Consider the following 24,370-nt stretch of genomic DNA (forward strand, 5'->3'; position numbering starts at 1 on the left):
CATCAGCAGTTGACATTGCGTACGTCAAAATGTTAATATAAGCAAGGTTGCTCATGAGGGGCTTCGGATGATTGCGAACAGCACATTGCGATCTCTTCTGAAAATGAGCAAAAGCTTTAATATAATCAGTTAAAACTGTTTTTGTGAGGCGGGAGCGCATGGTTCCCCCTTGCAAAAACTTTGTTTTCAACTAATAATGAACCACCTGGATATGTGGTCATACAAAGATGTGAAGGGAGGACAAACCATGCCTACTATTAACCAATTAGTCAGAAAAGGTCGTACTGATAAAGTATGGAAATCCAAATCACCAGCGTTGAACAAAGGTTTCAACTCTTTGAAGAAAAAATCAACTGATATCTCTGCACCACAAAAACGTGGCGTATGTACTCGTGTTGGTACAATGACTCCAAAGAAACCAAACTCCGCGTTGCGTAAATATGCTCGTGTGCGTTTGACAAATGGTATTGAGGTTACTGCTTACATTCCTGGTATCGGACATAACCTACAAGAACACAGTGTAGTACTAATTCGCGGTGGTCGTGTAAAAGACTTACCAGGGGTACGTTACCACATCGTTCGCGGTGCGCTTGACACAGCTGGTGTTAACAATCGTGCACAAGGCCGTTCTAAATATGGTACTAAGAGACCAAAAGTTAAAAAATAATAGACATTTTTCTTTGAAAGGAGGAAATCAACATGCCTCGTAAAGGACCTGTTGCAAAAAGAGACGTATTACCAGATCCGCTTTACAACTCTAAACTTGTTACTCGCTTAATCAACAAAATGATGATTGACGGTAAAAAAGGTACATCCCAAGCTATTCTTTATAACGCGTTTGATATCGTACGCGATCGCTCGGGTAAAGATCCAATGGAAGTATTTGAACAAGCTCTTAAGAACATCATGCCAGTTCTTGAAGTTCGTGCTCGTCGTGTCGGCGGTGCTAACTACCAAGTTCCTGTAGAAGTTCGCCCGGAGCGTCGTACTACTCTAGGTCTTCGTTGGTTAGTTAACTACGCTCGTCTTCGTGGTGAAAAAACTATGGAAGAGCGTCTAGCTAACGAAATCCTTGATGCAGCGAACAACGCTGGTGCATCTGTTAAGAAGCGTGAGGACACTCACAAAATGGCAGAAGCAAACAAAGCGTTTGCTCATTACCGTTGGTAAGATTAAAATAATAATTGTATGCATTAAGCTAGGCTTGTCGTTCATGAAAAGTAGAGAGAGGGAGAAATTCCTCTCTCTTCAATGAACGTCCCTTTACATAAATTGGATGTCATTGAGAATACTTACATACGACAAACTGAAATTTTATGCTGCTATAAAAAATCTAATTCCATTAAAGGAAGGAGAAAGAATACCATATGGCAAGAGAGTTCTCCTTAAATAACACTCGTAACATTGGTATCATGGCCCACATCGATGCGGGTAAAACAACTACAACTGAACGTATTTTGTTTTACACAGGCCGTGTACACAAAATCGGTGAAGTGCACGAAGGTGCTGCAACGATGGACTGGATGGAGCAAGAGCAAGAGCGTGGTATTACAATCACGTCCGCTGCGACAACTGCTCAATGGAAAGGTCATCGCGTAAACATCATTGATACTCCAGGACACGTAGACTTCACAGTTGAAGTAGAACGTTCCCTACGCGTACTTGATGGCGCAGTTGCTGTACTTGATGCACAATCCGGTGTAGAGCCTCAAACAGAGACTGTTTGGCGCCAAGCTACAACTTACGGAGTACCACGTATCGTGTTCATCAACAAAATGGACAAAATCGGTGCTGATTTCCTATACTCTGTAGGTACACTTCATGATCGTTTGCAAGCAAATGCTCATCCAATCCAGTTACCAATTGGTGCGGAAGATCAATTTAAAGCAATCATCGACCTTGTAGAAATGAAAGCTCATTTCTATACGAATGACTTAGGTACTGACATTCAAGTAGGTGAAATCCCTGCTGAATATCAAGATAAAGCTGAAGAACTTCGCGGATCTCTAATCGAGGCACTTGCTGATCACGATGAAGAGTTGATGATGAAGTATCTTGAAGGTGAAGAAGTTACTGTTGAAGAGTTAAAAGCTGCGATTCGTAAGGCTACGCTAAGCGTAAACTTCTTCCCAGTAGTTGCTGGTTCTGCCTTCAAAAACAAAGGTGTTCAGCTTATGCTAGATGCAGTAATTGACTACTTGCCATCTCCAGTTGACGTTGAGGCAATCAAAGGTATCGTTCCTGATACTGATGAGGAAGTTACACGTCCTGCTGATGACGAAGGTCCATTCTCTGCATTGGCATTTAAAATCATGACTGACCCTTATGTTGGTAAGTTAACATTCTTCCGCGTTTACTCTGGTAAAGCAGAAGCTGGTTCTTACGTTGTTAACTCCACAAAAGGTAAGCGTGAGCGTCTAGGACGTATCCTACAAATGCACGCAAACTCTCGTCAAGAGATTTCTGTATGTTACTCTGGTGACATCGCTGCTGCTGTAGGTTTAAAAGATACTACAACTGGTGACACTCTATGTGATGAGAAAAATCAAGTAATCCTTGAGTCCATGACATTCCCAGAGCCAGTTATCTCTGTAGCTATCGAACCTAAATCTAAAGCTGACCAAGATAAAATGGGTACAGCTCTAGTAAAACTTTCTGAAGAAGATCCTACATTCCGTGCTCATACTGACCAAGAGACTGGTCAAACAATCATCTCCGGTATGGGTGAGCTTCACCTTGATATCATCGTTGACCGTATGCGTCGCGAGTTCAAAGTAGAAGCTAACGTTGGTGCTCCTCAGGTTGCTTACCGTGAAACTTTCCGCGCTGCGGCTAGAGTTGAAGGTAAGTTCGCACGTCAGTCCGGTGGTCGCGGTCAATTCGGTCACGTTTGGATTGAGTTCGAGCCTAACGAAGAGGGTGCAGGTTTCGTATTCGAAAACAAAATCGTGGGTGGGGTTGTTCCTCGTGAATACATCCCAGCTGTTGAAGCAGGTCTAAAAGACGCAATGCAAAACGGTGTAGTAGCTGGTTATCCACTAGTAGACGTTAAAGCTGCATTGGTTGACGGATCTTACCATGATGTTGACTCTTCTGAGATGGCGTTTAAGATTGCTGCGTCTATGGCACTTAAAGCTGCTGCTTCTAAGTGTAACCCAGCAATTCTTGAGCCAATGATGAAGGTTGAAGTTGTAATCCCTGATGAGTACCTAGGTGACATCATGGGTGACGTAACTTCTCGTCGCGGACGTGTAGAAGGTATGGAAGCACGCGGTAACGCACAAGTTGTACGCGCAATGGTTCCACTTTCTGAAATGTTCGGTTATGCGACATCTCTACGTTCTAACACGCAAGGTCGCGGAACATTCTCCATGGTGTTCGATCACTACGAAGAAGTTCCACGCAGCATTGCTGAAGAAATCGTAAAGAAAAATAAAGGACAATAATTGATTTTTATCGATTGTTCAAGTATAACTACTATGTAAGCCTAGAAAGCGGACAGGCTTGCGCCGCCGCTTTCTATCCTATATAAATTAATCATCTATATTATTAAGGAGGCTATTCTAATGGCTAAAGCTAAATTCGAACGCTCTAAACCACACGTTAACATCGGTACAATCGGCCACGTTGACCATGGTAAAACAACTCTAACTGCTGCTATCACTACAGTTCTTGCAAAAGCTGGTGGTGCTGAAGCACGTGCATACGATCAAATCGATGCTGCTCCAGAAGAAAGAGAGCGTGGTATCACAATCTCTACAGCTCACGTTGAGTACGAAACTGAAACTCGTCACTACGCACACGTTGACTGCCCAGGACACGCTGACTATGTTAAAAACATGATCACTGGTGCTGCTCAAATGGACGGCGCTATCCTAGTAGTATCTGCTGCTGATGGCCCAATGCCACAAACTCGTGAGCACATTCTTCTTTCTCGCCAAGTAGGTGTTCCTTACATCGTTGTATTCTTGAACAAATGCGACATGGTTGATGACGAAGAATTGCTTGAACTAGTTGAAATGGAAGTACGTGACCTATTGTCTGAGTACGATTTCCCTGGCGACGAGGTTCCTGTAGTAAAAGGTTCTGCTCTTAAAGGTCTTGAAGGAGATCCTGAGTGGGAAGCTAAAATCATCGAGCTTATGGCTGAAGTTGATGCATACGTTCCAACTCCAGAGCGCGACACTGACAAGCCTTTCTTGATGCCAGTTGAGGATGTATTCTCAATCACTGGTCGTGGTACAGTAGCAACTGGCCGCGTTGAGCGTGGTATTGTTAAAGTTGGTGACGTAGTTGAAATCGTAGGTCTTATGGAAGAAACTAAAAACACAACTGTAACAGGTGTTGAAATGTTCCGTAAGCTTCTTGACCAAGCACAAGCTGGTGACAACATTGGTGCACTTCTTCGTGGTGTAGCTCGTGATGACATCCAACGTGGACAAGTACTTGCTAAGCCAGGTTCTGTTAAACAACACACTAAATTCAAGTCTGAAATCTACGTTCTATCTAAAGAAGAAGGTGGACGTCACACTCCATTCTTCAACAACTACCGTCCACAGTTCTACTTCCGTACAACTGACGTAACTGGTATCATGCAGTTACCAGAAGGTACTGAAATGGTAATGCCTGGCGACAACATCGAAATGTCTGTTGAGCTTATCGCTCCAATCGCTGTTGAAGAGGGAACTAAGTTCTCTATCCGCGAAGGTGGCCGTACAGTAGGTCACGGTGTAGTTGCTACAATCATCGAGTAATTGATGATAAAAAAGAATCCGGAAGCTTCCGGATTCTTTTTTTATTCTTCTTATTTATTATAGAAGAAAGTCGTTTCTTTTCATTGTGTGCTCTTAATCGTACTTACTGTTTTAGATCCACTCTGTATTCAAATTTATATTGTGACAAAATCTTCTTTTTCAGACAATGACCGCGTCGCTTGAAATCCTTTTAAGCAAGATGTATAATGTGAAAAGTGCGGTTGGTGAGCGGGAATAAATTATTCTTGCATATCATAACCGGATAGTATATAATAGATAATGTTGGTCTTTGACTGCGATGAAGTGGAAGGTTACCGACACACACGGCCGCTTTGCCATGGCGAGTGTGCGGAAAATTTCCATGGAGAATGTCTATTTATAAAAATAGGCGAAGAAGGAGGGAAAATAATGGCAAAAGAAAAGATTCGTATCCGTTTGAAAGCTTATGATCACCGTATCCTTGATCAGTCAGCAGAAAAGATTGTAGAAACAGCAAAGCGTTCTGGTGCAGCTGTATCTGGTCCAATCCCATTGCCAACTGAAAAGTCTGTATACACGATTCTTCGTGCGGTTCATAAGTACAAAGATTCTCGTGAGCAGTTCGAAATGCGCACGCACAAACGTTTAATCGACATCGTGAATCCTACACCACAAACAGTAGATTCACTAATGCGTTTGGATCTACCATCTGGTGTAGATATCGAAATTAAACTATAAATGTAAATTTAAACAATGCAGGAGGTGTGACTCATGACCAAAGGAATCTTAGGAAGAAAGATCGGTATGACTCAAGTATTTGCTGAAAACGGCGAACTAATTCCGGTAACTGTTATCGAAGCTACTCCAAACGTAGTTCTTCAAAAGAAAACTGCTGAAACTGACGGCTACAGCGCAGTTCAGTTAGGTTTTGAAGATAAGCGTGAAAAGCTTGCTAACAAACCAGAACAAGGTCATGTTGCAAAAGCAAGTACTGCTCCTAAGCGCTTCATTCGCGAATTACGCGATGCAAACGTAGAAGAGTACGAAGTTGGTCAAGAGATTAAAGTAGAAACTTTCGCTGAAGGCGAAATCGTTGATGTAACAGGAACTTCTAAAGGTAAAGGTTTCCAAGGTGTTATCAAACGCCACGGACAATCTCGTGGACCTATGTCCCACGGTTCTCGTTACCATCGTCGTCCAGGTTCTATGGGACCTGTTGCTCCAAACCGCGTATTTAAAGGCAAAAAACTTGCTGGACGTATGGGTGGAGATCAAGTTACTGTACAAAACCTTGAAATCGTTAAGGTTGATGCAGAGCGCAACTTGCTTTTAGTAAAAGGAAACGTTCCTGGTGCTAAGAAATCACTAGTAGTGGTTCGCAGTGCTGTTAAGGCTGGAAAATAATCATATAGAAAGGAGGACATCCAATGCCAAAAGTAACGTTATTTAACCAAACTGGATCTCAAGTTGGTGAAATCGAATTAGCAGAAGCTATCTTCGGTATCCAACCAAATGAAGCTGTACTTTTTGATGCTGTAATTATGCAACGTGCATCTTTGCGTCAAGGTAACCATAAAGTAAAAGGTCGTTCGGAAGTACGTGGTGGCGGTCGTAAGCCATGGCGTCAAAAAGGAACTGGACGCGCTCGTCAAGGTTCTATCCGTTCTCCACAATGGCGTGGTGGTGGTATCGTATTCGGTCCTACTCCAAGATCTTACGCTTACAAACTACCTAAAAAAGTTCGTCGTTTAGCTATTAAATCTGCATTGTCTACTAAGGTTCTAGAGAACAACGTAATCGTTCTTGATAACTTAGCATTAAATGCTCCTAAGACAAAAGAAATGGTAGCTGTACTAAAAGGTTTGTCTGTTGAGAAGAAAGCTCTTATCGTAACAGCTGATCTAAACGAGGCAGTTACATTATCTGCTCGTAACATTCCTGGTGTAACAGTAATCACTGCTAGCAGCGTGAACGTATTAGACGTTCTTCATCATGACAAGTTGATCATGACTCAAGCGGCAGTGGAAAAAGTAGAGGAGGTGCTTGCATAATGAGAGATCCTCGTGATATCATTAAGCGCCCGGTTATCACTGAACGTTCTATGGAAATGATGGCTGAAAAGAAATACACGTTCGACGTTGATGTAAAAGCTAACAAAACTGAAGTTAAAGATGCTATCGAAGCAATCTTTGGCGTAAAAGTTGAAAAAGTAAACATCATGAACTACAAGCCGAAGTTCCGTCGTGTAGGTCGCTACTCTGGTCTAACTAACCGTCGTAGAAAAGCTATCGTTAAATTAACAGCCGACAGCAAAGAAATCGAAATCTTCGAAGGCGTTTAATTCTTATAGAGAAGGAGGGAAACCAAGATGGCAATTAAAAAGTACAAACCAACTACAAACGGTCGTCGTGGTATGACAGTTTCTGATTTCGCTGAAATCACTACTGACAAACCAGAAAAGTCTTTGCTTGCTCCATTGAGCAAAAAAGCAGGCCGTAACAACCAAGGTAAAATTACTGTACGTCACCAAGGTGGCGGACATAAGCGTCAATACCGTATCATCGACTTTAAGCGTAACAAAGATGGAATTCCAGGCCGCGTTGCTACGATCGAGTACGATCCAAACCGCTCTGCGAACATCGCTTTGATTAACTACGTTGATGGTGAAAAGCGTTATATCCTTGCTCCTAAAAACCTTCAAGTAGGTATGGAGATCATGTCTGGTCCTGAGGCTGACATTAAAGTAGGTAACGCACTTCCACTTGCAAACATGCCTGTAGGTACATTGATTCACAACATCGAGCTTAAGCCTGGTAAAGGTGGACAATTAGTACGTTCTGCTGGTTCTTCTGCGCAAGTATTAGGTAAAGAAGGAAGATACGTACTAGTACGTTTAACTTCTGGTGAAGTACGTTTGATCTTAGCTACTTGCCGCGCTACAGTGGGTCAAGTAGGTAACGAGCAACACGAACTTATTAAAATTGGTAAAGCAGGTCGCTCTCGTTGGTTAGGTAAACGCCCTACAGTTCGTGGTTCTGTAATGAACCCAGTTGATCACCCACACGGTGGTGGTGAAGGTCGTTCTCCAATCGGACGTAAGTCTCCAATGAGCCCATGGGGTAAACCAACTCTTGGCTTTAAAACTCGTAAGAAGAATAAAGCTTCTGACAAGTTCATCGTTCGTCGTCGTAAAAAATAACGGGGTTGCAGTACGGTTCAGCAGAACCGTACCTCAATCACGAAGGGAGGTACAAAAATGGCTCGCAGCTTAAAAAAGGGACCATTTGTCGATGATCATTTAATGAAGAAAATCGAGCAATTAAACGAAAAAGACGCAAAACAAGTTGTTAAAACTTGGTCTCGTCGTTCTACTATTTTCCCACAATTCATTGGTCACACGATCGCTGTGTACGATGGCCGCAAGCATGTTCCTGTATTCGTTACAGAAGATATGGTTGGCCACAAACTAGGTGAATTCGCACCTACTCGTACTTACAAAGGTCATGATGCCGACGATAAGAAAACAAGAAGATAATGAGAGGAGGCACTCCAATGCAAGCTAAAGCAATCGCAAGAACAGTTCGTATTGCTCCTCGTAAGGTTCGTCTAGTATTAGATTTGATTCGAGGAAAGCAAGTTGGTGAAGCAATCGCAATTCTTCGCCACACACCAAAAACTGCTTCTCCAGTTGTAGAAAAGCTTTTGAAGTCTGCAATTGCAAATGCAGAACATAACTATGAAATGGATCCGAACAACCTAGTTGTTAGCGCAACTTTCGCTGATGAAGGTCCAACATTGAAACGTTTCCGTCCACGTGCTATGGGACGTGCAAGCCAAATCAACAAACGCACAAGCCACATCACAATCGTGGTATCAGAAAAGAAGGAGGGATAATCCATGGGTCAAAAGGTAAGTCCGGTTGGTCTTCGCGTCGGTATTATCCGTGATTGGGAGTCCAGATGGTACGCTGGTAAAGATTACGCTGAGTTACTACACGAAGATATCAAAATCCGTGAATACATCAGCGCTCGTTTGAAAGACGCTTCTGTTTCTAAAGTAGAAATCGAGCGTGCTGCAAACCGCGTAAACATTACAGTACACACAGCTAAGCCTGGTATGGTAATCGGTAAAGGTGGTACAGAAGTTGAAGCACTTCGTAAAGCCCTTAACGAATTGACTGGCAAGCGTGTACACATCAACATCATCGAAATCAAAAAAGCTGACCTGGATGCGAAACTAGTTGCTGAGAACATCGCTCGTCAATTAGAAAACCGCGTATCTTTCCGTCGTGCACAAAAGCAAACAATCCAACGTGCTATGCGCGCAGGTGCGAAAGGTATTAAAACACAGGTTTCTGGTCGTCTTGGCGGAGCTGACATCGCTCGTGCTGAATCTTACAGTGAAGGTACTGTTCCACTTCATACACTTCGCGCTGATATCGATTATGCAACTGCAGAAGCAGACACAACATACGGTAAACTAGGCGTAAAAGTATGGATCTACCGTGGAGAAGTCCTTCCTACAAAAAAGAGAGCTTCTGAGGAAGGAGGAAAATAAATATGTTAATGCCTAAACGCGTAAAATATCGCAGAGAGCATCGTGGTAAAATGCGTGGTAAAGCGAAAGGCGGTACTGAAGTTCATTTCGGCGAATTCGGTCTGCAATCTCTTGAAGCGTCTTGGATCACAAACCGTCAAATCGAGGCTGCACGTCGTGCAATGACTCGTTACATGAAACGTGGCGGTAAAGTATGGATTAAAATTTTCCCTTCTAAGCCTTACACTGCAAAACCTCTAGAGGTGCGCATGGGTTCCGGTAAAGGTGCTCCAGAAGGTTGGGTAGCAGTTGTTAAGCCTGGTAAAGTAATGTTCGAAATTGCTGGCGTTTCTGAAGAAATCGCACGTGAAGCATTACGTCTTGCTGCACACAAACTACCTGTTAAGTGCAAGTTCGTAAAACGTGAAGAAAATGGTGGTGAAGCAAATGAAAACTAATGAAATTCGTGAATTAACCACTGCCGAAATCGAACTAAAGGTTAAAGCATTGAAGGAAGAGTTGTTCAACCTTCGCTTCCAATTGGCTACAGGTCAACTTGAGAATACAGCTCGCATCCGCGAAGTTCGCAAAGCGATTGCTCGTATGAAAACTGTAGTTCGTGAAAGAGAGATCGGAATTAACGGATAAAAATTGAGGGGAGGTTTGCATTGTGAGCGAACGTAACCAACGTAAAGTTTATACTGGACGCGTAGTGTCTGACAAAATGGACAAAACGATTACAGTTTTAGTTGAAACTTACAAAAACCATTCTTTATATGGTAAGCGTGTTAAGTACTCCAAAAAGTACAAAGCACATGATGAGCAAAACCAAGCAAAAGTTGGCGATATCGTTAAAATTATGGAAACTCGCCCGCTTTCTGCGACTAAGCGTTTCCGTTTAGTTGAAATCGTTGAAGAAGCTGTTATTATTTAATAGACGAATCGGATAAATGAGAAATCCGAAGGGAGGTTTCATAGCATGATTCAACAAGAATCTCGTTTGAAAGTTGCTGACAACTCTGGCGCACGTGAACTATTAACAATTAAAGTTTTAGGTGGTTCCGGCCGTAAGTACGCTAACATCGGCGATATCATCGTTGCTACGGTAAAACAAGCAACACCAGGTGGCGTTGTTAAAAAAGGTGACGTTGTTAAAGCGGTAGTTGTACGTACGAAAAGCGGTATGCGTCGTAAAGACGGATCTTACATCCGTTTTGATGAAAATGCAGCTGTAATTATCAAGGAAGACAAGAGCCCTCGTGGTACTCGTATCTTCGGACCAGTTGCTCGTGAATTGCGTGATAGCAACTTCATGAAAATCGTTTCTTTAGCTCCAGAAGTTCTATAATTTGAGGTATTGCCTTTCCAAGGAGGTGCACAAGTAAGATGCATGTTAAAAAAGGTGACAAAGTTCAAGTAATCACTGGTAAAGACAAAGGAAAACAAGGCGTTATCCTTGCTTCTTTCCCTAAGCAAAACCGTGTCATTGTTGAGGGTGTTAACATCGTGAAAAAACACTCCAAGCCGTCCCAATTGAATCCACAAGGTGGAATCGTAACGAAGGAAGCACCTATCCATGTATCTAATGTTATGGCATTAGATCCAAAAACAGGTGAGCCTACTCGTGTAGGATACAAATTCGTTGACGGTAAAAAAGTTCGCGTTGCGAAAAAATCAGGTGAATCTTTAGATAAATAATTCTTTTCGAAAGGAGGTCCCTTCATTGAATCGCCTTAAAGAGAAATTCCAAAAAGAAATTACTCCTGCTCTAGTGAGCAAGTTTAGCTATAAATCTGTAATGCAAGTACCTAAGCTTGAGAAGATCGTTATTAACATGGGTATCGGTGATGCTGTTCAAAACTCTAAAGCATTGGACAATGCAGTAGAAGAGTTGGCAGCTATTACAGGTCAAAAGCCTGTAGTAACTCGTGCTAAGAAATCAATCGCTGGTTTCCGTCTTCGTGAAGGTATGCCAATCGGTGCGAAAGTTACACTTCGCGGCGAAAAAATGTATGAGTTCCTAGATAAACTAATCGCAGTATCTTTACCACGTGTTCGTGACTTCCGTGGTATCTCTAAGAAGTCTTTCGACGGTCGCGGTAACTATACTCTAGGTGTTAAAGAGCAGTTAATCTTCCCGGAAATTGATTATGATAAAGTAAGCAAAGTCCGCGGTATGGATATCGTAATTGTTACAACTGCTAACACGGACGAAGAAGCTCGTGAGCTTTTAACACAATTCGGTATGCCATTCCAAAAATAATGGAAGCAAGCGCTAAGTAGAGGAGGCGAAAACGTGGCTAAGAAGTCAATGATTGCGAAGCAAAAACGTACTCCAAAGTTTAATGTTCAAGCGTACACACGTTGTGAACGTTGCGGTCGTCCACATTCCGTATACCGTAAATTTAAGCTTTGCCGTATTTGTTTCCGTGAACTTGCATATAAAGGACAAATTCCTGGTGTTAAAAAAGCTAGCTGGTAATACCCGAAAATGGGAAGGAGGTAAAACAAATGGTGATGACAGATCCAATTGCAGATATGCTTACTCGCATCCGTAATGCGAACATGGTACGTCACGATAAATTAGAAGTTCCTGCTTCTAAAATCAAGAAAGAAATTGCAGAAATCTTAAAGCGTGAAGGTTTCGTTCGCGACGTAGAATTGATCGAGGATAACAAACAAGGTATCCTTCGTATCTTCTTGAAATACGGTCCAAATAACGAGCGTGTTATTACAGGACTAAAACGCATCAGTAAGCCTGGCTTACGTGTATATGCAAAATCTGATGAAGTACCACGTGTACTTAACGGACTAGGTATCGCGATCGTTTCTACATCTAAAGGTGTTATGACTGACAAAGAAGCTCGTCAAGCACAAACAGGTGGAGAAGTAGTAGCGTACGTTTGGTAATATCGAAACGAACGGAGGTGTGACAAATGTCTCGTATTGGTAAAAAGATTCTTGAAATCCCTGCAGGCGTTACTATTACTGTTAGCGAAAACAACACAGTAACAGTTAAAGGTCCTAAAGGTGAATTGTCTCGTACATTCAACGCAGCTATCGCTGTTAAGATTGAAGATAACATTTTAACTGTTGAGCGTCCTTCTGATCAAAAAGAACACCGCGCTCTTCACGGTACAACTCGTGCTTTGATCGGCAACATGGTTGAAGGTGTAACAAACGGCTTCCAACGTAACCTTGAGTTAATCGGGGTTGGTTACCGTGCGCAAAAACAAGGTAACAAACTTGTATTGAACGTAGGTTACTCTCACCCAGTTGAGATCACGCCTGAAGCAGGTATTGAAATCGAAGTTCCTGCAAACACAAAGATCGTCGTAAAAGGTATCGATAAACAACGTGTTGGTGAATTGGCTGCTAACATCCGTGCGGTACGTGCACCAGAACCTTACAAAGGTAAAGGTATTCGCTACGAAGGCGAAAACGTACGTCGTAAAGAAGGTAAAACAGCTAAGTAAGCCCATTAGGTGAAAGAAAGGAGTGACATCAATGATCACTAAACCTGATAAAAATGTGGTTCGTAAGAAAAGACATGCACGTGTACGCGCAAAACTTACAGGTACGGCACAACGTCCTCGTTTAAACGTATTCCGTTCTAATCAACACATTTACGCTCAAGTAATTGACGATGTGAACGGTGTAACTTTGGCAAGTGCATCTACTCTTGATAAAGAACTTTCTCTTGAAGGTACTGGCAATGCTGCTGCTGCTACGAAAGTAGGCGAGTTGGTTGCAAAGCGTGCTGTTGAGAAAGGTATTAAAGAAGTAGTATTCGATCGCGGCGGTTACCTATACCATGGTCGTGTTAAAGCGCTAGCTGAAGCTGCTCGTGAAGCTGGATTACAATTTTAATGGTCAAAGGAGGGAAAACAGATGCGTCGCATTGACCCAAGCAAATTAGAACTTGAAGAACGTGTAGTAACGATTAACCGTGTTGCAAAGGTTGTTAAAGGTGGACGTCGTTTCCGCTTTGCAGCATTGGTTGTAGTTGGAGACAAAAACGGTCATGTTGGATTCGGAACAGGTAAAGCACAAGAAGTACCTGATGCAATCCGCAAGGCTATCGAAGATGCGAAGAAAAATTTGATTCGCGTACCTCTAGTTGGTACAACAATTCCACACTCAGTATTAGGTCTTTTCGGAGCTGGTGAAGTATTCTTGAAACCTGCTTCTGAGGGTACTGGAGTTATCGCAGGCGGTCCTGTTCGTGCGGTACTTGAGCTTGCTGGTGTACAAGATATTCTTTCTAAATCTTTGGGCTCTAACACACCAATCAACATGGTTCGCGCTACAATGAACGGATTAAGCCAATTAAAGCGTGCTGAAGATGTAGCGAAATTGCGTGGTAAAACTGTAGAAGAGCTACTAGGCTAAGAAGAAGGAGGGAAAACACATGGCAAAGAAGTTAGAAATTACCCTCACTCGTAGTGTAATTGGTCGTCCGCAAGATCAACGCGCAACAGTTGAAGCATTAGGCTTACGCAAGCTTAACCAAACTGTAGTGAAAGAGGAATCTCCTGCGATCCGCGGCATGATCACTAAAGTTTCTCACCTTGTAACAGTGAAAGAAGTTTAATAATAAATTACGTACAATAAGGAGGTGCCTCGGAATGAAACTTCATGAATTAAAGCCTGCTGAAGGTTCTCGTAAAGTTCGCAACCGTGTTGGACGTGGTATCGGTTCTGGTAACGGTAAAACTGCTGGTAAAGGTCATAAAGGACAAAACGCTCGTTCTGGCGGCGGTGTTCGCCTTGGTTTTGAGGGTGGCCAAACTCCACTTTACCGTCGTTTACCAAAACGCGGTTTCACAAACATCAACCGTAAAGAATTTGCTATCGTTAACCTAACAGCATTAAATCGCTTTGAAGATGGTACAGAAGTAACACCAGAATTATTACTTGAAACTGGCGTAATCAGCAAAGTAAACAACGGTGTGAAAATTCTTGCTAACGGCAAGTTAGAGAAGAAACTTACTGTAAAAGCACATAAGTTCTCTTCAACTGCTACTGCAGCTATTGAAGCAGCTGGCGGCAAAACTGAGGTGATTTAATGTTTCGCACAATCTCCAACTTTATGCGCGTTGCTGAGATAAGAAATAAAATCTTTTTCACCTTTGCGATGTTGATCGTGTTTCGTATCGGTACATTCATTCCGGTGCCGCACGTCAACGGTGATGTTCTAAAAGCACAAGACTCGTTGAGTGCTTTAGGTATTCTCAACACGTTTGGTGGAGGTGCCTTACAAAACTTCTCAATCTTCGCAATGGGGATTATGCCTTACATTACAGCATCCATCATTGTACAGCTATTACAGATGGATGTTGTTCCTAAGTTTACAGAATGGTCAAAGCAAGGAGAAGCCGGGCGTCGTAAGTTAGCGCAATTTACACGTTACTTTACAATTGCTCTTGGTTTTATCCAAGCGATTGGAATGTCAATTGGATTTAACAACTTGGCTGGTGGCCAGCTGATTGTTAATCCTGGTTGGACGACTTATTTATACATTGCTACTGTTCTGACTGCCGGGACAGCATTTTTAATGTGGCTCGGTGAGCAGATTACTGCAAAAGGTGTAGGAAACGGTATTTCTATCATCATCTTTGCAGGTATTACAGCAGCGATTCCGAATGTTATAAATCAAGTTTATGTACAGCAGTTCCAAGATGCAGGGGATGATTTATTCATTCGCCTTGTAAAAGTAGGATTGGTTTTGCTTGCTTTATTGGCGGTTATTGTAGGTGTTATCTACATCCAACAAGCAACTCGTAAGATTCCAATTCAGTACGCAAAACGTTCTACAGGAAACAACGGTTTTGCTGGTGCGCAAAACACGCATTTACCTTTAAAAGTAAATAGTGCCGGTGTAATTCCAGTCATTTTCGCTGTTTCTTTCCTGATTACGCCACCGACAATTGCTCAGTTTTTCCCGAAAAGCGATGTTTCGCAATGGATTATAAATAACTTTAACTACAATCATCCAGTAGGAATGATCGTATATGTTGCTTTAATCGTTGCCTTCACGTATTTCTATGCATTTGTTCAGGTTAATCCGGAGCAGATGGCTGAAAATCTGAATAAACAAGGTGGATACGTTCCTGGTATTCGTCCGGGTAAAAATACAGAACAATATTTAACAAAGGTCTTATACCGTTTAACGTTCGTAGGTGCAATTTTCCTAGCGGCAATTGCAATTCTGCCTGTGTTATTCATTAAAATAGCTGATCTTCCAGCTTCTGCCCAAATTGGTGGAACGAGCTTACTGATTGTAATCGGGGTTGCTTTAGAAACAATGAAGCAGCTAGAGAGCCAGTTAGTGAAACGCCATTATAAAGGCTTTATCAAACAATGAGCCGGGAAGAGTAATCTTCCCTAAAGGCTTATCCTTAGGGGGAACTCAAAGATGAATCTAATTTTAATGGGACTTCCGGGAGCAGGAAAAGGTACACAAGCCGAGCAAATCGTTGCTAAGTACAATATTCCTCATATCTCGACAGGCGATATGTTTCGTGCTGCTATTAAAGAAGGAACGGAACTTGGCCTACAAGCAAAATCTTTCATGGATAAAGGTGAGCTCGTTCCGGATGAAGTAACAATCGGTATTGTTCGTGAGCGTTTAGCGAAAGACGATTGCTCCAAAGGTTTCTTGCTCGACGGTTTTCCGCGAACTGTTGCGCAGGCTGATGCTTTGGAAGGGATTATGAAAGATCTTGGCAAGAAGATTGATTATGTCCTCAACATTAATGTTGACTCTAGTCTATTGTTAAAACGATTGACGGGCAGACGGATCTGCAAAAGCTGCGGCGCTACGTATCATTTGATATTTAATCCGCCTCAAGTGGAAGGTGTTTGCGACAAATGCGGCGGTGAATTGTATCAGCGTTCTGATGACAATGAAGAAACCGTTGCGAATCGCCTTGAAGTAAACATCAAGCAGACGCAACCTTTGCTGGACTTCTATGGTGAGCTTGGTTATGTAAGAAATATTGACGGTGAGCAAGAAATTAGCAAGGTATTTGCAGATATCAATGCGCTTATCGGAGAGTTAGCGTAATGATTATATGTAAAACGCCTCGCGAAATCGAGATCATGCGACATGCCGGTAAAATTGTTGCGCTGACGCACAAGGAACTGAAAAAGCATATCGCGCCTGGTATTACAACGAAAGAATTAGACTCCATTGCAGAGAAAGTCATCCGAGGATATGGTGCTACACCATCATTTAAAGGATACAACGGCTTTCCGGGGAGCATCTGTGCTTCCGTTAATGAAGAACTTGTTCACGGTATTCCAGGAGATCGCAAGCTCAAAGACGGCGATATTATTAGCATCGATATCGGTGCTAAATATAACGGATATCATGGAGATTCTGCATGGACGTATCCGGTCGGCAAGATTTCAGATTCTGTCCAGAAGCTGCTTGATGTCACAGAGAAATCGTTGCACATTGGTTTAGCAGAAGTGAAGCCTAATGTAAGACTTTCAAATATTTCTCATGCGATTCAAGTGTATGCCGAAGGCGAAGGTTTTTCAGTCGTACGAGAGTATGTAGGACACGGGATTGGGCAAGACTTACATGAAGCTCCCCAAATTCCGCACTATGGACCTCCGGGAAAAGGACCGAGGTTAAAGCCGGGCATGGTACTTTGTATTGAACCGATGATTAACCAAGGACATCGATATGTGAAAACATTGTCCGACAACTGGACAGTAGTGACTGTAGATGGTAAGTGGTGTGCTCACTTTGAGCATACAATTGCTATTACGGAAACAGGGTATGAAATTTTGACAACTGAGTAGTTTACTTCTCCGAGATTTCAGAGCAGTCTCAAAGACGATTTGAAGAAGGGAGAACAAGAAATGGCTAAAGATGATGTAATTGAAATTGAAGGTACAGTTATCGAGACATTACCGAATGCTATGTTCAAAGTAGAACTGGAAAACAAGCATGTCGTATTAGCTCATGTTTCTGGTAAAATTCGCATGAACTTCATTCGTATTTTACCTGGAGACAAAGTTACGGTAGAATTATCTCCGTACGATTTAAATCGTGGTCGTATTACGTACCGTTTTAAATGATATAGCACTCCGTAATCTTTAAGGAGGTTAGAGAGATGAAAGTAAGACCATCTGTAAAGCCGATCTGTGAAAAATGTAAAGTTATTCGCAGAAGAGGAAAAGTAATGGTTATCTGTGAAAATCCTAAACATAAGCAAAAACAAGGTTAATTTGAAGGAGGTGTTTTCTAATGGCACGTATTGCAGGTGTAGATATTCCTCGTGACAAACGCGTCGTTATTTCTTTAACATACGTATACGGTATTGGTCGTCCAACAGCTGAGAAGGTTCTTGCTGAAGCTGGCGTTTCTGAAGATACTCGTGTTCGTGATCTAACAGAAGAAGAATTAGGTAAAATCCGTGATATCATTGATAAATTGAAAGTTGAAGGTGACCTTCGTCGTGAAGTATCCCTAAACATCAAGCGTCTAATGGAAATCGGTTCTTATCGTGGTATTCGCCATCGCCGTGGTTTACCAGTTCGTGGTCAAAACACTAAGAACAATGCTCGTACACGTAAAGGTCCTCGTCGTACAGTAGCGAACAAAAAGAAATAATTAAGTAAAGGAGGTTGAACATCAATGGCACGTAAAACTAACACTCGTAAACGTCGTGTGAAAAAGAACATTGAAGCTGGTATCGCACACATCCGCTCAACATTCAACAACACAATTGTAACAATCACAGACGTTCATGGTAACGCACTTTCTTGGTCTAGTGCTGGTGCACTTGGTTTCAAAGGCTCTCGTAAGTCTACACCATTTGCTGCGCAAATGGCTGCTGAAACAGCTGCGAAGACATCTATGGAGCATGGTTTAAAAACTCTAGAGGTTACTGTTAAAGGTCCTGGTGCAGGTCGTGAAGCTGCAATCCGTGCGCTTCAAGCTGCAGGTCTAGAAGTAACAGCGATCCGCGATGTTACGCCAGTACCTCATAACGGATGCCGTCCGCCAAAACGTCGTCGTGTGTAATTCTTCTGTATAAATTTCTTACTCTTGTCTATAATGGGATATAGACTGAAAATATTTAACAGAAGCATCGCTTGTTGTGCACAATCGGGAACTGCCTAAGGGGGACTTTCGGTTAGACAATACTACTTGTCTAGCCGGGGTTTCGACGTTTTGAAGGAGGGTTTAATACATGATCGAGATTGAAAAACCGAAAATCGAAACGGTTGAACTTAACGAAGGCGCTAAATACGGTAAATTCGTTATTGAACCACTTGAGCGTGGATATGGTACTACTTTGGGTAACTCCTTACGTCGTATTTTGTTATCTTCACTCCCTGGTGCCGCTGTTACGTCAATCCAAATTGATGGAGTACTTCATGAGTTTTCAACAATTGAGGGCGTTGTAGAAGATGTTACAACGATTATCTTAAACATCAAGAAATTGGCGCTTAAGATTTACTCTGAAGAGGAGAAAACGCTTGAAATTGATGTGCAGGGTGAAGGTGTTGTCACAGCTGCCGATATTACTCATGATAGCGATGTCGAAATCTTAAATCCGGATTTACACATTGCAACGTTAGCAAAGGATGCGCATTTACGCATGCGTTTAACTGCAAAGCGTGGTCGTGGGTATACGCCAGCTGATGCAAACAAAAGAGAAGATCAACCAATAGGCGTAATTCCTATTGATTCCATTTTCACTCCAGTGTCACGTGTAACGTACCAAGTGGAAAATACACGTGTAGGGCAAGTAACGAACTTTGACAAATTGACGCTAGATGTATGGACGGATGGAAGCATCGGGCCGAAAGAAGCAATTTCGTTAGGCGCTAAGATCTTAACCGAGCATTTAAATATCTTTGTTGGTTTAACTAACGAAGCGCAAAATGCTGAGATTATGGTAGAAAAAGAAGAAGATCAAAAAGAAAAAGTTTTAGAAATGACAATTGAAGAACTGGATCTTTCTGTTCGTTCTTATAACTGCTTAAAGCGAGCTGGTATCAATACGGTACAAGAGCTTGCTAACAAAACAGAAGAAGATATGATGAAAGTTCGTAACTTAGGACGTAAATCCTTAGAGGAAGTAAAGCATAAGCTTGAAGAACTAGGCTTAGGCTTACGTAAGGACGACTAAGGTTTCTTTGTTTTGTTAACAATCAACGAAGGAGGGAACTACGAATGGCATACAGAAAATTAGGCCGTACAAGCGCGCAACGTAAAGCAATGTTACGTGACTTGACTACTGACTTAATCATCAACGAGCGCATCGAAACGACTGAAACTCGTGCGAAAGAGCTTCGTTCCGTAGTAGAAAAAATGATTACTCTAGGTAAACGCGGAGATCTTCACGCTCGTCGTCAAGCAGCTTCTTACGTTCGTAACGAAGTAGCAAACGCTGAGACGAAGCAAGATGCGTTGCAAAAATTATTTGCAGACATCGCTCCTCGCTACGCAGACCGCCAAGGTGGATACACTCGTATCGCTAAAGTTGGTCCTCGTCGCGGTGACGGTGCTCCAATGGTTATCATTGAATTAGTATAACCGCAGTAAAAGGGCAGGACAGTGCTTTTTAAGTAACTGGTCGTGGCCCTTTTTTTGTATGCATTGATAGGGAATATTCGTATTTCTTAGGAAATAATACGAGAAGGTGTCGATAAATGAAGGAAGAAAAGCTTCGTATAGAGCATTTGTCGTTTCAATATCCTCATGCAAAAGAGGCTGCTTTAAAAGATATATCATTTTCTGTTTATAAGGGAGAATGGCTGTCTATCATCGGCCAAAACGGTTCAGGTAAGTCTACGCTAGCTAAAATTTTAAATGGGTTATTGCTTCCTAATGAAGGCGTGATTCTAGTAAATGGGGAACTTATTTTATCAGAAGAAACGATATGGGATGTACGTCAGCATATTGGAATGGTCTTTCAAAATCCGGATAATCAATTTGTAGGGACAACGGTACAAGATGATGTAGTGTTTGGAATGGAAAATAGAGGTGTGCCGCGTAATGAAATGATAGAAAGATTACATCATGCTCTTTCTTTGGTCGGTATGGAGGAGTTCACTGAACAAGAACCTCATACCTTATCAGGGGGGCAAAAGCAGCGTGTAGCAATTGCAAGTGTATTAGCGCTCCGACCTTCCATTTTAATCTTGGATGAAGCTACCTCTATGTTAGATCCTAAGGGAAGAAAAGAAGTCATGGAAACGGTACAGCAACTTGTGCAAGAAAATAATATGACTGTCATTTCCATTACCCATGATTTAGAAGAAGCGGCACAATCCGATCGTATCGTTGTGCTTAATCAAGGAAGCATAGTAAAAGAAGGCACGCCTGAATATGTATTTACGTTTACGGAGGAGCTCCGCTCTATGGGGCTGAACGTTCCTTTTTCAGTAAGGTTGACAGAAATGTTAAAAGAGCGAATGTTACCGGTAAACAAGATGCATCTTACCGCGGAAAGTTTGGTGAACGAGCTTTGGACATTATATTTAAAAAAGTAGAACATCGATATCAAAAGAATACACCGTTTGAACGGTTAGCTATATATGATATAGACCTTTCTTTTTTAGAAGGCGGCTACTACGCTATTATTGGTCATACAGGCTCAGGTAAATCTACAGTCATTCAGCATTTAAATGCGCTTTTAAAGCCAACAGCGGGGGCAGTAGAGCTTGGAGATACTGTTGTGGCTGCTGATAAAAAACAGAAGAAGCTAAAAGGTATTCGTAAAAAGGTTGGCATTGTATTTCAATATCCAGAGCATCAGTTATTTGAAGAAACTGTAGAAAAGGATATTTGTTTCGGACCTTTAAATTTTGGTGTTTCTAATGAAGAAGCAAAGCAAAAGGCTTCAGTTGCTCTGGAAATGGTAGGACTACCGAGAGAATTTCTGCAGAAATCTCCATTCGAGCTAAGCGGTGGACAAATGCGCCGCGTCGCTATAGCGGGAGTATTGGCTATGGAACCTGAAGTTCTTGTCTTAGATGAACCGACTGCGGGACTGGATCCGAGAGGTCAGGAAGAACTGATGGGTATGTTTTATAAACTCCATAAACAAAGAGGAATGACGGTTATACTTGTTACACATAACATGGAAGATGCGGCACAATATGCCCAAGAAGTCGTGGTTATGCATAAAGGTACAGTCTTTCTGCACGGTAAACCAGAAGAGGTTTTCTCCAATGCATCCTTATTAGAAGAGATTGGTCTATCTGTGCCCCTTTCGGTACAGTACAAGCAACTTTTTGAGCAAAGAATGAATATTACGCTAGATACAAATGCATTAACAATAGAGGATTTAGCTGAAGAGATAACTTCTTTGTTTAAGAAGGGTGGGATGTAGATGCAACAGCTTATTATCGGTAAATATATTCCTATCCATTCTATTATCCATCGTTTAGACCCTCGGACTAAGCTGTTGTTTGCTTTTCTATATGTATTTGTAGTCTTTCTAGCAAACGATGCAATATCGTATGCATTGCTATTACTGTATACATCTATTCCCTTATTTTTATCGCGCGTGCCTATTAGATATATCTTTTCTGGCTTAAAGCCGGTATTATGGTTATTTTTATTTACATTTCTTCTTCATGTTTTAACAACAAAAGAAGGCAACGTACTGTTTCAAGTCGGATGGTTTGCAGTCTATGAAAAAGGTTTACAACAAGGGATTTATATATCCTTGCGCTTTTTGCTGTTAATTATCATAACAACTATGCTAACACTAACCACTACACCTATTGAAATTACAGATGGGCTGGAGACATTACTCTCACCATTCAAACGAATTGGTATGCCTGTGCATGAAATTGCGCTAATGATGTCCATTTCGTTACGTTTTATTCCGACACTCATGGAGGAAACAGAAAAAATTATGAAAGCACAATCTTCACGCGGAACAGATTTTGCAGGCGGGCCCCTAAAAGAGAGGTTACGAGCTGTAATTGCCTTGCTTGTTCCTTTATTTATCAGTGCTTTTAAACGTGCTGAAGACCTTGCGATTGCTATGGAGGCAAGAGGCTATAGAGGTGGAGAGGGGCGTACAAAATTTCGTAAGCTACAATGGGAATATAAGGATACTTTAGCATTGCTGAGTTTATTAGCAATAGCGTTAGTCCTTGTTCTTTTACGTTGGTGATATACATGGAAAGAATAAAGTGCACCATTTCATATGATGGAACAAACTTTAGCGGCTATCAAATGCAGCAAAAAGATAGGACAGTTCAATTCGAGATAGAACGAGCGCTTCGTAAAATCCACAAAGATGACATTCGTACGCATGCTTCAGGTCGAACGGATGCTGGGGTGCATGCTTATGGACAAGTTTTGCATTTTGATTCTCCGCTTACAATTCCTGCTTTAGGGTGGGTTGCAGCTTTAAATTCAGCCCTGCCTGAAGATATCGCGGTAAGAAGGGTGGAAAAGGTTCATTCGTCTTTTCATGCGCGTTATGATGTTGTGAGTAAGGAATACCGTTATAAGGTGTTGCTTAATGACAGGGATAATGTATTTGCACGCAATTATATGTACCGTTATCCATACCACATTAATGTCGGTACAATAGAAACTGCTGCAAAGCACTTTTTGGGAACACATGACTTTACTTCGTTTTGCTCTGCAAAATCAGATAAAGAAAACAAAGTTCGAACCATTCATGAAATTGAAATACAGCGAAGCGGCGATGAACTTCTATTTCGATTTGTAGGTAATGGTTTCCTGTATAATATGGTCCGTATTATGGTAGGGACATTGCTTGACGTCGGCCAGGGAAGGCGTGCTCCTGCAGATATACCAGTCATTCTAGAACAGCGTGACCGTCGCTATGCTAGTAAGACAGCACCTGGACACGGCCTATATTTATGGCAGGTAAACTATAACAACTAATCCTGGTGTAACATTTGCTTGACATTGGTTTCGCAAAGATATATCATAACATATGGTATTGTTTCTAAAACCACGGTTAGCCCCGGAAATTAATCGTGTTTAAGATAAACAATGAATTGATCTTGAGAACAAAACATGTAGGAGGGAAATAAACATGCGTACGACTTTCATGGCAAAAGCTAACGAAGTTGAGCGTAAATGGTATGTGATCGATGCTGAAGGTCAAACTTTAGGTCGTCTTGCAAGCGAAGTAGCTGCTATTTTACGCGGTAAAAACAAACCAACTTTCACACCACACGTTGACACTGGTGATCATGTAATCATCATCAACGCTGAAAAGGTTCACCTAACAGGTAATAAATTGAACGATAAAATCTACTATCGTCACACTATGCACCCAGGCGGTTTGAAACAAAGAACTGCATTGGAAATGCGTACAAACTACCCAGTACAAATGATCGAGCTTGCTGTTAAAGGCATGCTTCCAAAGAACCGTTTGGGTCGTCAAATGGTTAAGAAATTAAACGTGTATGCTGGTTCTGAGCATCCACACCAAGCACAAAAACCAGAAGTTTACGAACTTCGCGGATAATTTACTAAGGAGGGTTTAATTTGGCACAGGTACAATACTATGGTACTGGACGTCGTAAGAGTTCAGTAGCGCGCGTACGTCTCGTTCCAGGTGAAGGACGCGTTATCATCAACGGTCGTGAATTTGAAAACTATATCCCATTCGCTGCATTGCGTGAAGTAGTTAAACAACCTCTAGTTGCAACTGAAACTTTAGGTAACTACGATGTTCTTGTAAACGTAAACGGCGGCGGTTTCACTGGTCAAGCTGGTGCAATCCGTCACGGTATCGCAAGAGCATTGCTAAAAGCTGATCCTGAGTACCGCTTAACTCTTAAGCGTGCAGGATTGTTGACTCGTGACGCACGTATGAAAGAGCGTAAGAAATACGGTCTTAAAGGCGCTCGTCGTGCACCTCAGTTCTCAAAACGTTAATTTTTACGTTTTCAAACTCCAAGCAAATCTGCTTGGAGTTTTTTATATGCTAAAAAATAGCAAAGCTCTTATAAACTGGTAACGGAAAATTACAGTAATAAGTGATGTAATTCCTTCCGTCTGATTTCTGCCTGTTTTAGATCGTTACGCTACAGGATACAAACATATAAAAGAAAATGTTTTGTTGTTT

Annotated in this window: 40 protein-coding genes; all 40 read left to right on the forward strand. The window is 41.9% G+C overall.

All coding sequences use genetic code 11. The features are described 5' to 3' along the window. Window positions 1–247 precede the first annotated feature (247 nt). A complete protein-coding gene (rpsL, locus tag MUG87_RS13200) occupies window positions 248–667 on the forward strand; it encodes a 30S ribosomal protein S12 (protein WP_124565496.1) in 420 nt (139 codons plus the stop codon). Between the two features lie 32 nt (window positions 668–699). Next, window positions 700–1,170 carry a 30S ribosomal protein S7 gene (gene rpsG / locus MUG87_RS13205; RefSeq protein WP_247082769.1) on the forward strand — a complete coding sequence of 157 codons (471 nt, stop codon included), beginning with the start codon at window positions 700–702 and terminating at the stop codon, window positions 1,168–1,170. A 197-nt stretch (window positions 1,171–1,367) separates the two neighbouring features. Then, window positions 1,368–3,446 (forward strand): elongation factor G, encoded by a 2,079-nt coding sequence (gene fusA / locus MUG87_RS13210; RefSeq protein WP_247082771.1) that lies wholly within the window; start codon window positions 1,368–1,370, stop codon window positions 3,444–3,446. Window positions 3,447–3,566: 120 nt separating this feature from the next. Next, window positions 3,567–4,754 (forward strand): elongation factor Tu, encoded by a 1,188-nt coding sequence (gene tuf, locus MUG87_RS13215; RefSeq protein ID WP_247082773.1) that lies wholly within the window; start codon window positions 3,567–3,569, stop codon window positions 4,752–4,754. A 408-nt stretch (window positions 4,755–5,162) separates the two neighbouring features. Continuing rightward, a complete protein-coding gene (rpsJ, locus tag MUG87_RS13220) occupies window positions 5,163–5,471 on the forward strand; it encodes a 30S ribosomal protein S10 (protein WP_028397310.1) in 309 nt (102 codons plus the stop codon). A gap of 33 nt (window positions 5,472–5,504) precedes the next feature. After that, a complete protein-coding gene (gene rplC, locus MUG87_RS13225) occupies window positions 5,505–6,137 on the forward strand; it encodes a 50S ribosomal protein L3 (RefSeq protein WP_247082774.1) in 633 nt (210 codons plus the stop codon). 23 nt (window positions 6,138–6,160) lie between these two features. Further along, the gene (gene rplD, locus MUG87_RS13230; protein WP_247082775.1) at window positions 6,161–6,784 is read left to right on the forward strand and encodes a 50S ribosomal protein L4; all 624 of its coding nucleotides are present in this window, start codon (window positions 6,161–6,163) and stop codon (window positions 6,782–6,784) included. Further along, the gene (gene rplW / locus MUG87_RS13235) at window positions 6,784–7,074 is read left to right on the forward strand and encodes a 50S ribosomal protein L23 (RefSeq protein WP_124565502.1); all 291 of its coding nucleotides are present in this window, start codon (window positions 6,784–6,786) and stop codon (window positions 7,072–7,074) included. Before rplD ends, rplW begins: the two co-directional genes overlap by 1 nt. A gap of 27 nt (window positions 7,075–7,101) precedes the next feature. Continuing rightward, entirely contained in the window at window positions 7,102–7,932 is an 831-nt protein-coding gene (gene rplB / locus MUG87_RS13240; protein WP_247082776.1) for a 50S ribosomal protein L2, read from the forward strand. Between the two features lie 57 nt (window positions 7,933–7,989). After that, window positions 7,990–8,268, forward strand: a complete 279-nt coding sequence (gene rpsS, locus MUG87_RS13245; protein ID WP_124565504.1) for a 30S ribosomal protein S19 — start codon at window positions 7,990–7,992, stop codon at window positions 8,266–8,268. Between the two features lie 17 nt (window positions 8,269–8,285). Continuing rightward, complete coding sequence (gene rplV / locus MUG87_RS13250) at window positions 8,286–8,627, forward strand: 50S ribosomal protein L22 (RefSeq protein ID WP_124565505.1); 342 nt, start codon at window positions 8,286–8,288, stop codon at window positions 8,625–8,627. Window positions 8,628–8,630: 3 nt separating this feature from the next. Continuing rightward, entirely contained in the window at window positions 8,631–9,290 is a 660-nt protein-coding gene (gene rpsC, locus MUG87_RS13255; protein WP_124565506.1) for a 30S ribosomal protein S3, read from the forward strand. 2 nt (window positions 9,291–9,292) lie between these two features. Further along, entirely contained in the window at window positions 9,293–9,727 is a 435-nt protein-coding gene (gene rplP, locus MUG87_RS13260) for a 50S ribosomal protein L16 (protein ID WP_124565507.1), read from the forward strand. Beyond that, the gene (gene rpmC / locus MUG87_RS13265) at window positions 9,717–9,917 is read left to right on the forward strand and encodes a 50S ribosomal protein L29 (RefSeq protein WP_124565508.1); all 201 of its coding nucleotides are present in this window, start codon (window positions 9,717–9,719) and stop codon (window positions 9,915–9,917) included. Before rplP ends, rpmC begins: the two co-directional genes overlap by 11 nt. Window positions 9,918–9,939: 22 nt before the next feature. Further along, entirely contained in the window at window positions 9,940–10,203 is a 264-nt protein-coding gene (rpsQ, locus tag MUG87_RS13270; RefSeq protein ID WP_124565509.1) for a 30S ribosomal protein S17, read from the forward strand. 45 nt (window positions 10,204–10,248) lie between these two features. Beyond that, the gene (rplN, locus tag MUG87_RS13275; protein ID WP_124565510.1) at window positions 10,249–10,617 is read left to right on the forward strand and encodes a 50S ribosomal protein L14; all 369 of its coding nucleotides are present in this window, start codon (window positions 10,249–10,251) and stop codon (window positions 10,615–10,617) included. A 38-nt stretch (window positions 10,618–10,655) separates the two neighbouring features. Continuing rightward, on the forward strand, window positions 10,656–10,967 hold the full coding sequence (rplX, locus tag MUG87_RS13280) for a 50S ribosomal protein L24 (RefSeq protein ID WP_124565511.1): 312 nt from the start codon (window positions 10,656–10,658) through the stop codon (window positions 10,965–10,967). A gap of 25 nt (window positions 10,968–10,992) precedes the next feature. Beyond that, on the forward strand, window positions 10,993–11,532 hold the full coding sequence (rplE, locus tag MUG87_RS13285) for a 50S ribosomal protein L5 (RefSeq protein WP_247082777.1): 540 nt from the start codon (window positions 10,993–10,995) through the stop codon (window positions 11,530–11,532). A gap of 33 nt (window positions 11,533–11,565) precedes the next feature. Continuing rightward, window positions 11,566–11,751, forward strand: coding sequence for a type Z 30S ribosomal protein S14 (locus MUG87_RS13290; protein ID WP_124565513.1), 186 nt, complete (start codon window positions 11,566–11,568; stop codon window positions 11,749–11,751). Between the two features lie 29 nt (window positions 11,752–11,780). Next, on the forward strand, window positions 11,781–12,179 hold the full coding sequence (rpsH, locus tag MUG87_RS13295) for a 30S ribosomal protein S8 (protein WP_124565514.1): 399 nt from the start codon (window positions 11,781–11,783) through the stop codon (window positions 12,177–12,179). A gap of 26 nt (window positions 12,180–12,205) precedes the next feature. Next, window positions 12,206–12,745: a 50S ribosomal protein L6 gene (rplF, locus tag MUG87_RS13300; protein WP_247082778.1), complete on the forward strand. Its 540-nt coding sequence runs from the start codon at window positions 12,206–12,208 to the stop codon at window positions 12,743–12,745. A 31-nt stretch (window positions 12,746–12,776) separates the two neighbouring features. Continuing rightward, window positions 12,777–13,139: a 50S ribosomal protein L18 gene (rplR, locus tag MUG87_RS13305; RefSeq protein ID WP_247082779.1), complete on the forward strand. Its 363-nt coding sequence runs from the start codon at window positions 12,777–12,779 to the stop codon at window positions 13,137–13,139. Between the two features lie 21 nt (window positions 13,140–13,160). Beyond that, window positions 13,161–13,661 (forward strand): 30S ribosomal protein S5, encoded by a 501-nt coding sequence (gene rpsE / locus MUG87_RS13310; RefSeq protein ID WP_124565517.1) that lies wholly within the window; start codon window positions 13,161–13,163, stop codon window positions 13,659–13,661. Between the two features lie 19 nt (window positions 13,662–13,680). Continuing rightward, complete coding sequence (gene rpmD, locus MUG87_RS13315) at window positions 13,681–13,863, forward strand: 50S ribosomal protein L30 (RefSeq protein WP_124565518.1); 183 nt, start codon at window positions 13,681–13,683, stop codon at window positions 13,861–13,863. A 34-nt stretch (window positions 13,864–13,897) separates the two neighbouring features. Beyond that, complete coding sequence (rplO, locus tag MUG87_RS13320) at window positions 13,898–14,338, forward strand: 50S ribosomal protein L15 (protein WP_124565519.1); 441 nt, start codon at window positions 13,898–13,900, stop codon at window positions 14,336–14,338. Further along, window positions 14,338–15,636, forward strand: a complete 1,299-nt coding sequence (gene secY / locus MUG87_RS13325; RefSeq protein ID WP_247082781.1) for a preprotein translocase subunit SecY — start codon at window positions 14,338–14,340, stop codon at window positions 15,634–15,636. Before rplO ends, secY begins: the two co-directional genes overlap by 1 nt. Window positions 15,637–15,687: 51 nt before the next feature. After that, entirely contained in the window at window positions 15,688–16,338 is a 651-nt protein-coding gene (locus MUG87_RS13330; protein ID WP_247082783.1) for an adenylate kinase, read from the forward strand. After that, window positions 16,338–17,084 carry a type I methionyl aminopeptidase gene (gene map / locus MUG87_RS13335; protein WP_247082785.1) on the forward strand — a complete coding sequence of 249 codons (747 nt, stop codon included), beginning with the start codon at window positions 16,338–16,340 and terminating at the stop codon, window positions 17,082–17,084. The genes MUG87_RS13330 and map overlap by 1 nt, the downstream gene beginning before the upstream one ends. A gap of 60 nt (window positions 17,085–17,144) precedes the next feature. Beyond that, a complete protein-coding gene (gene infA, locus MUG87_RS13340; protein ID WP_028400878.1) occupies window positions 17,145–17,363 on the forward strand; it encodes a translation initiation factor IF-1 in 219 nt (72 codons plus the stop codon). 35 nt (window positions 17,364–17,398) lie between these two features. Further along, window positions 17,399–17,512, forward strand: coding sequence for a 50S ribosomal protein L36 (gene rpmJ / locus MUG87_RS13345; RefSeq protein WP_000868344.1), 114 nt, complete (start codon window positions 17,399–17,401; stop codon window positions 17,510–17,512). Window positions 17,513–17,532: 20 nt separating this feature from the next. Next, a complete protein-coding gene (rpsM, locus tag MUG87_RS13350) occupies window positions 17,533–17,898 on the forward strand; it encodes a 30S ribosomal protein S13 (RefSeq protein ID WP_124565523.1) in 366 nt (121 codons plus the stop codon). 24 nt (window positions 17,899–17,922) lie between these two features. Beyond that, a complete protein-coding gene (rpsK, locus tag MUG87_RS13355) occupies window positions 17,923–18,312 on the forward strand; it encodes a 30S ribosomal protein S11 (RefSeq protein WP_124565524.1) in 390 nt (129 codons plus the stop codon). 169 nt (window positions 18,313–18,481) lie between these two features. Next, on the forward strand, window positions 18,482–19,426 hold the full coding sequence (locus tag MUG87_RS13360; protein ID WP_124565525.1) for a DNA-directed RNA polymerase subunit alpha: 945 nt from the start codon (window positions 18,482–18,484) through the stop codon (window positions 19,424–19,426). A gap of 44 nt (window positions 19,427–19,470) precedes the next feature. After that, the gene (gene rplQ, locus MUG87_RS13365; RefSeq protein ID WP_124565526.1) at window positions 19,471–19,833 is read left to right on the forward strand and encodes a 50S ribosomal protein L17; all 363 of its coding nucleotides are present in this window, start codon (window positions 19,471–19,473) and stop codon (window positions 19,831–19,833) included. A 116-nt stretch (window positions 19,834–19,949) separates the two neighbouring features. After that, on the forward strand, window positions 19,950–20,792 hold the full coding sequence (locus MUG87_RS13370; RefSeq protein WP_247082787.1) for an energy-coupling factor ABC transporter ATP-binding protein: 843 nt from the start codon (window positions 19,950–19,952) through the stop codon (window positions 20,790–20,792). Then, window positions 20,768–21,634, forward strand: coding sequence for an energy-coupling factor ABC transporter ATP-binding protein (locus tag MUG87_RS13375; RefSeq protein WP_247082789.1), 867 nt, complete (start codon window positions 20,768–20,770; stop codon window positions 21,632–21,634). The genes MUG87_RS13370 and MUG87_RS13375 overlap by 25 nt, the downstream gene beginning before the upstream one ends. Beyond that, the gene (locus MUG87_RS13380) at window positions 21,635–22,429 is read left to right on the forward strand and encodes an energy-coupling factor transporter transmembrane component T family protein (RefSeq protein ID WP_247082791.1); all 795 of its coding nucleotides are present in this window, start codon (window positions 21,635–21,637) and stop codon (window positions 22,427–22,429) included. It abuts the gene before it with no gap. A gap of 5 nt (window positions 22,430–22,434) precedes the next feature. Then, window positions 22,435–23,175: a tRNA pseudouridine(38-40) synthase TruA gene (gene truA, locus MUG87_RS13385; protein ID WP_247082793.1), complete on the forward strand. Its 741-nt coding sequence runs from the start codon at window positions 22,435–22,437 to the stop codon at window positions 23,173–23,175. 154 nt (window positions 23,176–23,329) lie between these two features. Continuing rightward, on the forward strand, window positions 23,330–23,767 hold the full coding sequence (gene rplM, locus MUG87_RS13390) for a 50S ribosomal protein L13 (RefSeq protein WP_124565531.1): 438 nt from the start codon (window positions 23,330–23,332) through the stop codon (window positions 23,765–23,767). Between the two features lie 20 nt (window positions 23,768–23,787). Then, window positions 23,788–24,180, forward strand: a complete 393-nt coding sequence (rpsI, locus tag MUG87_RS13395; RefSeq protein WP_247082795.1) for a 30S ribosomal protein S9 — start codon at window positions 23,788–23,790, stop codon at window positions 24,178–24,180. The last annotated feature ends 190 nt before the right edge of the window (window positions 24,181–24,370 follow it).

Origin of the sequence: Ectobacillus sp. JY-23, assembly GCF_023022965.1 — a bacterium.
Lineage (GTDB): Bacteria > Bacillota > Bacilli > Bacillales > Bacillaceae_G > Ectobacillus.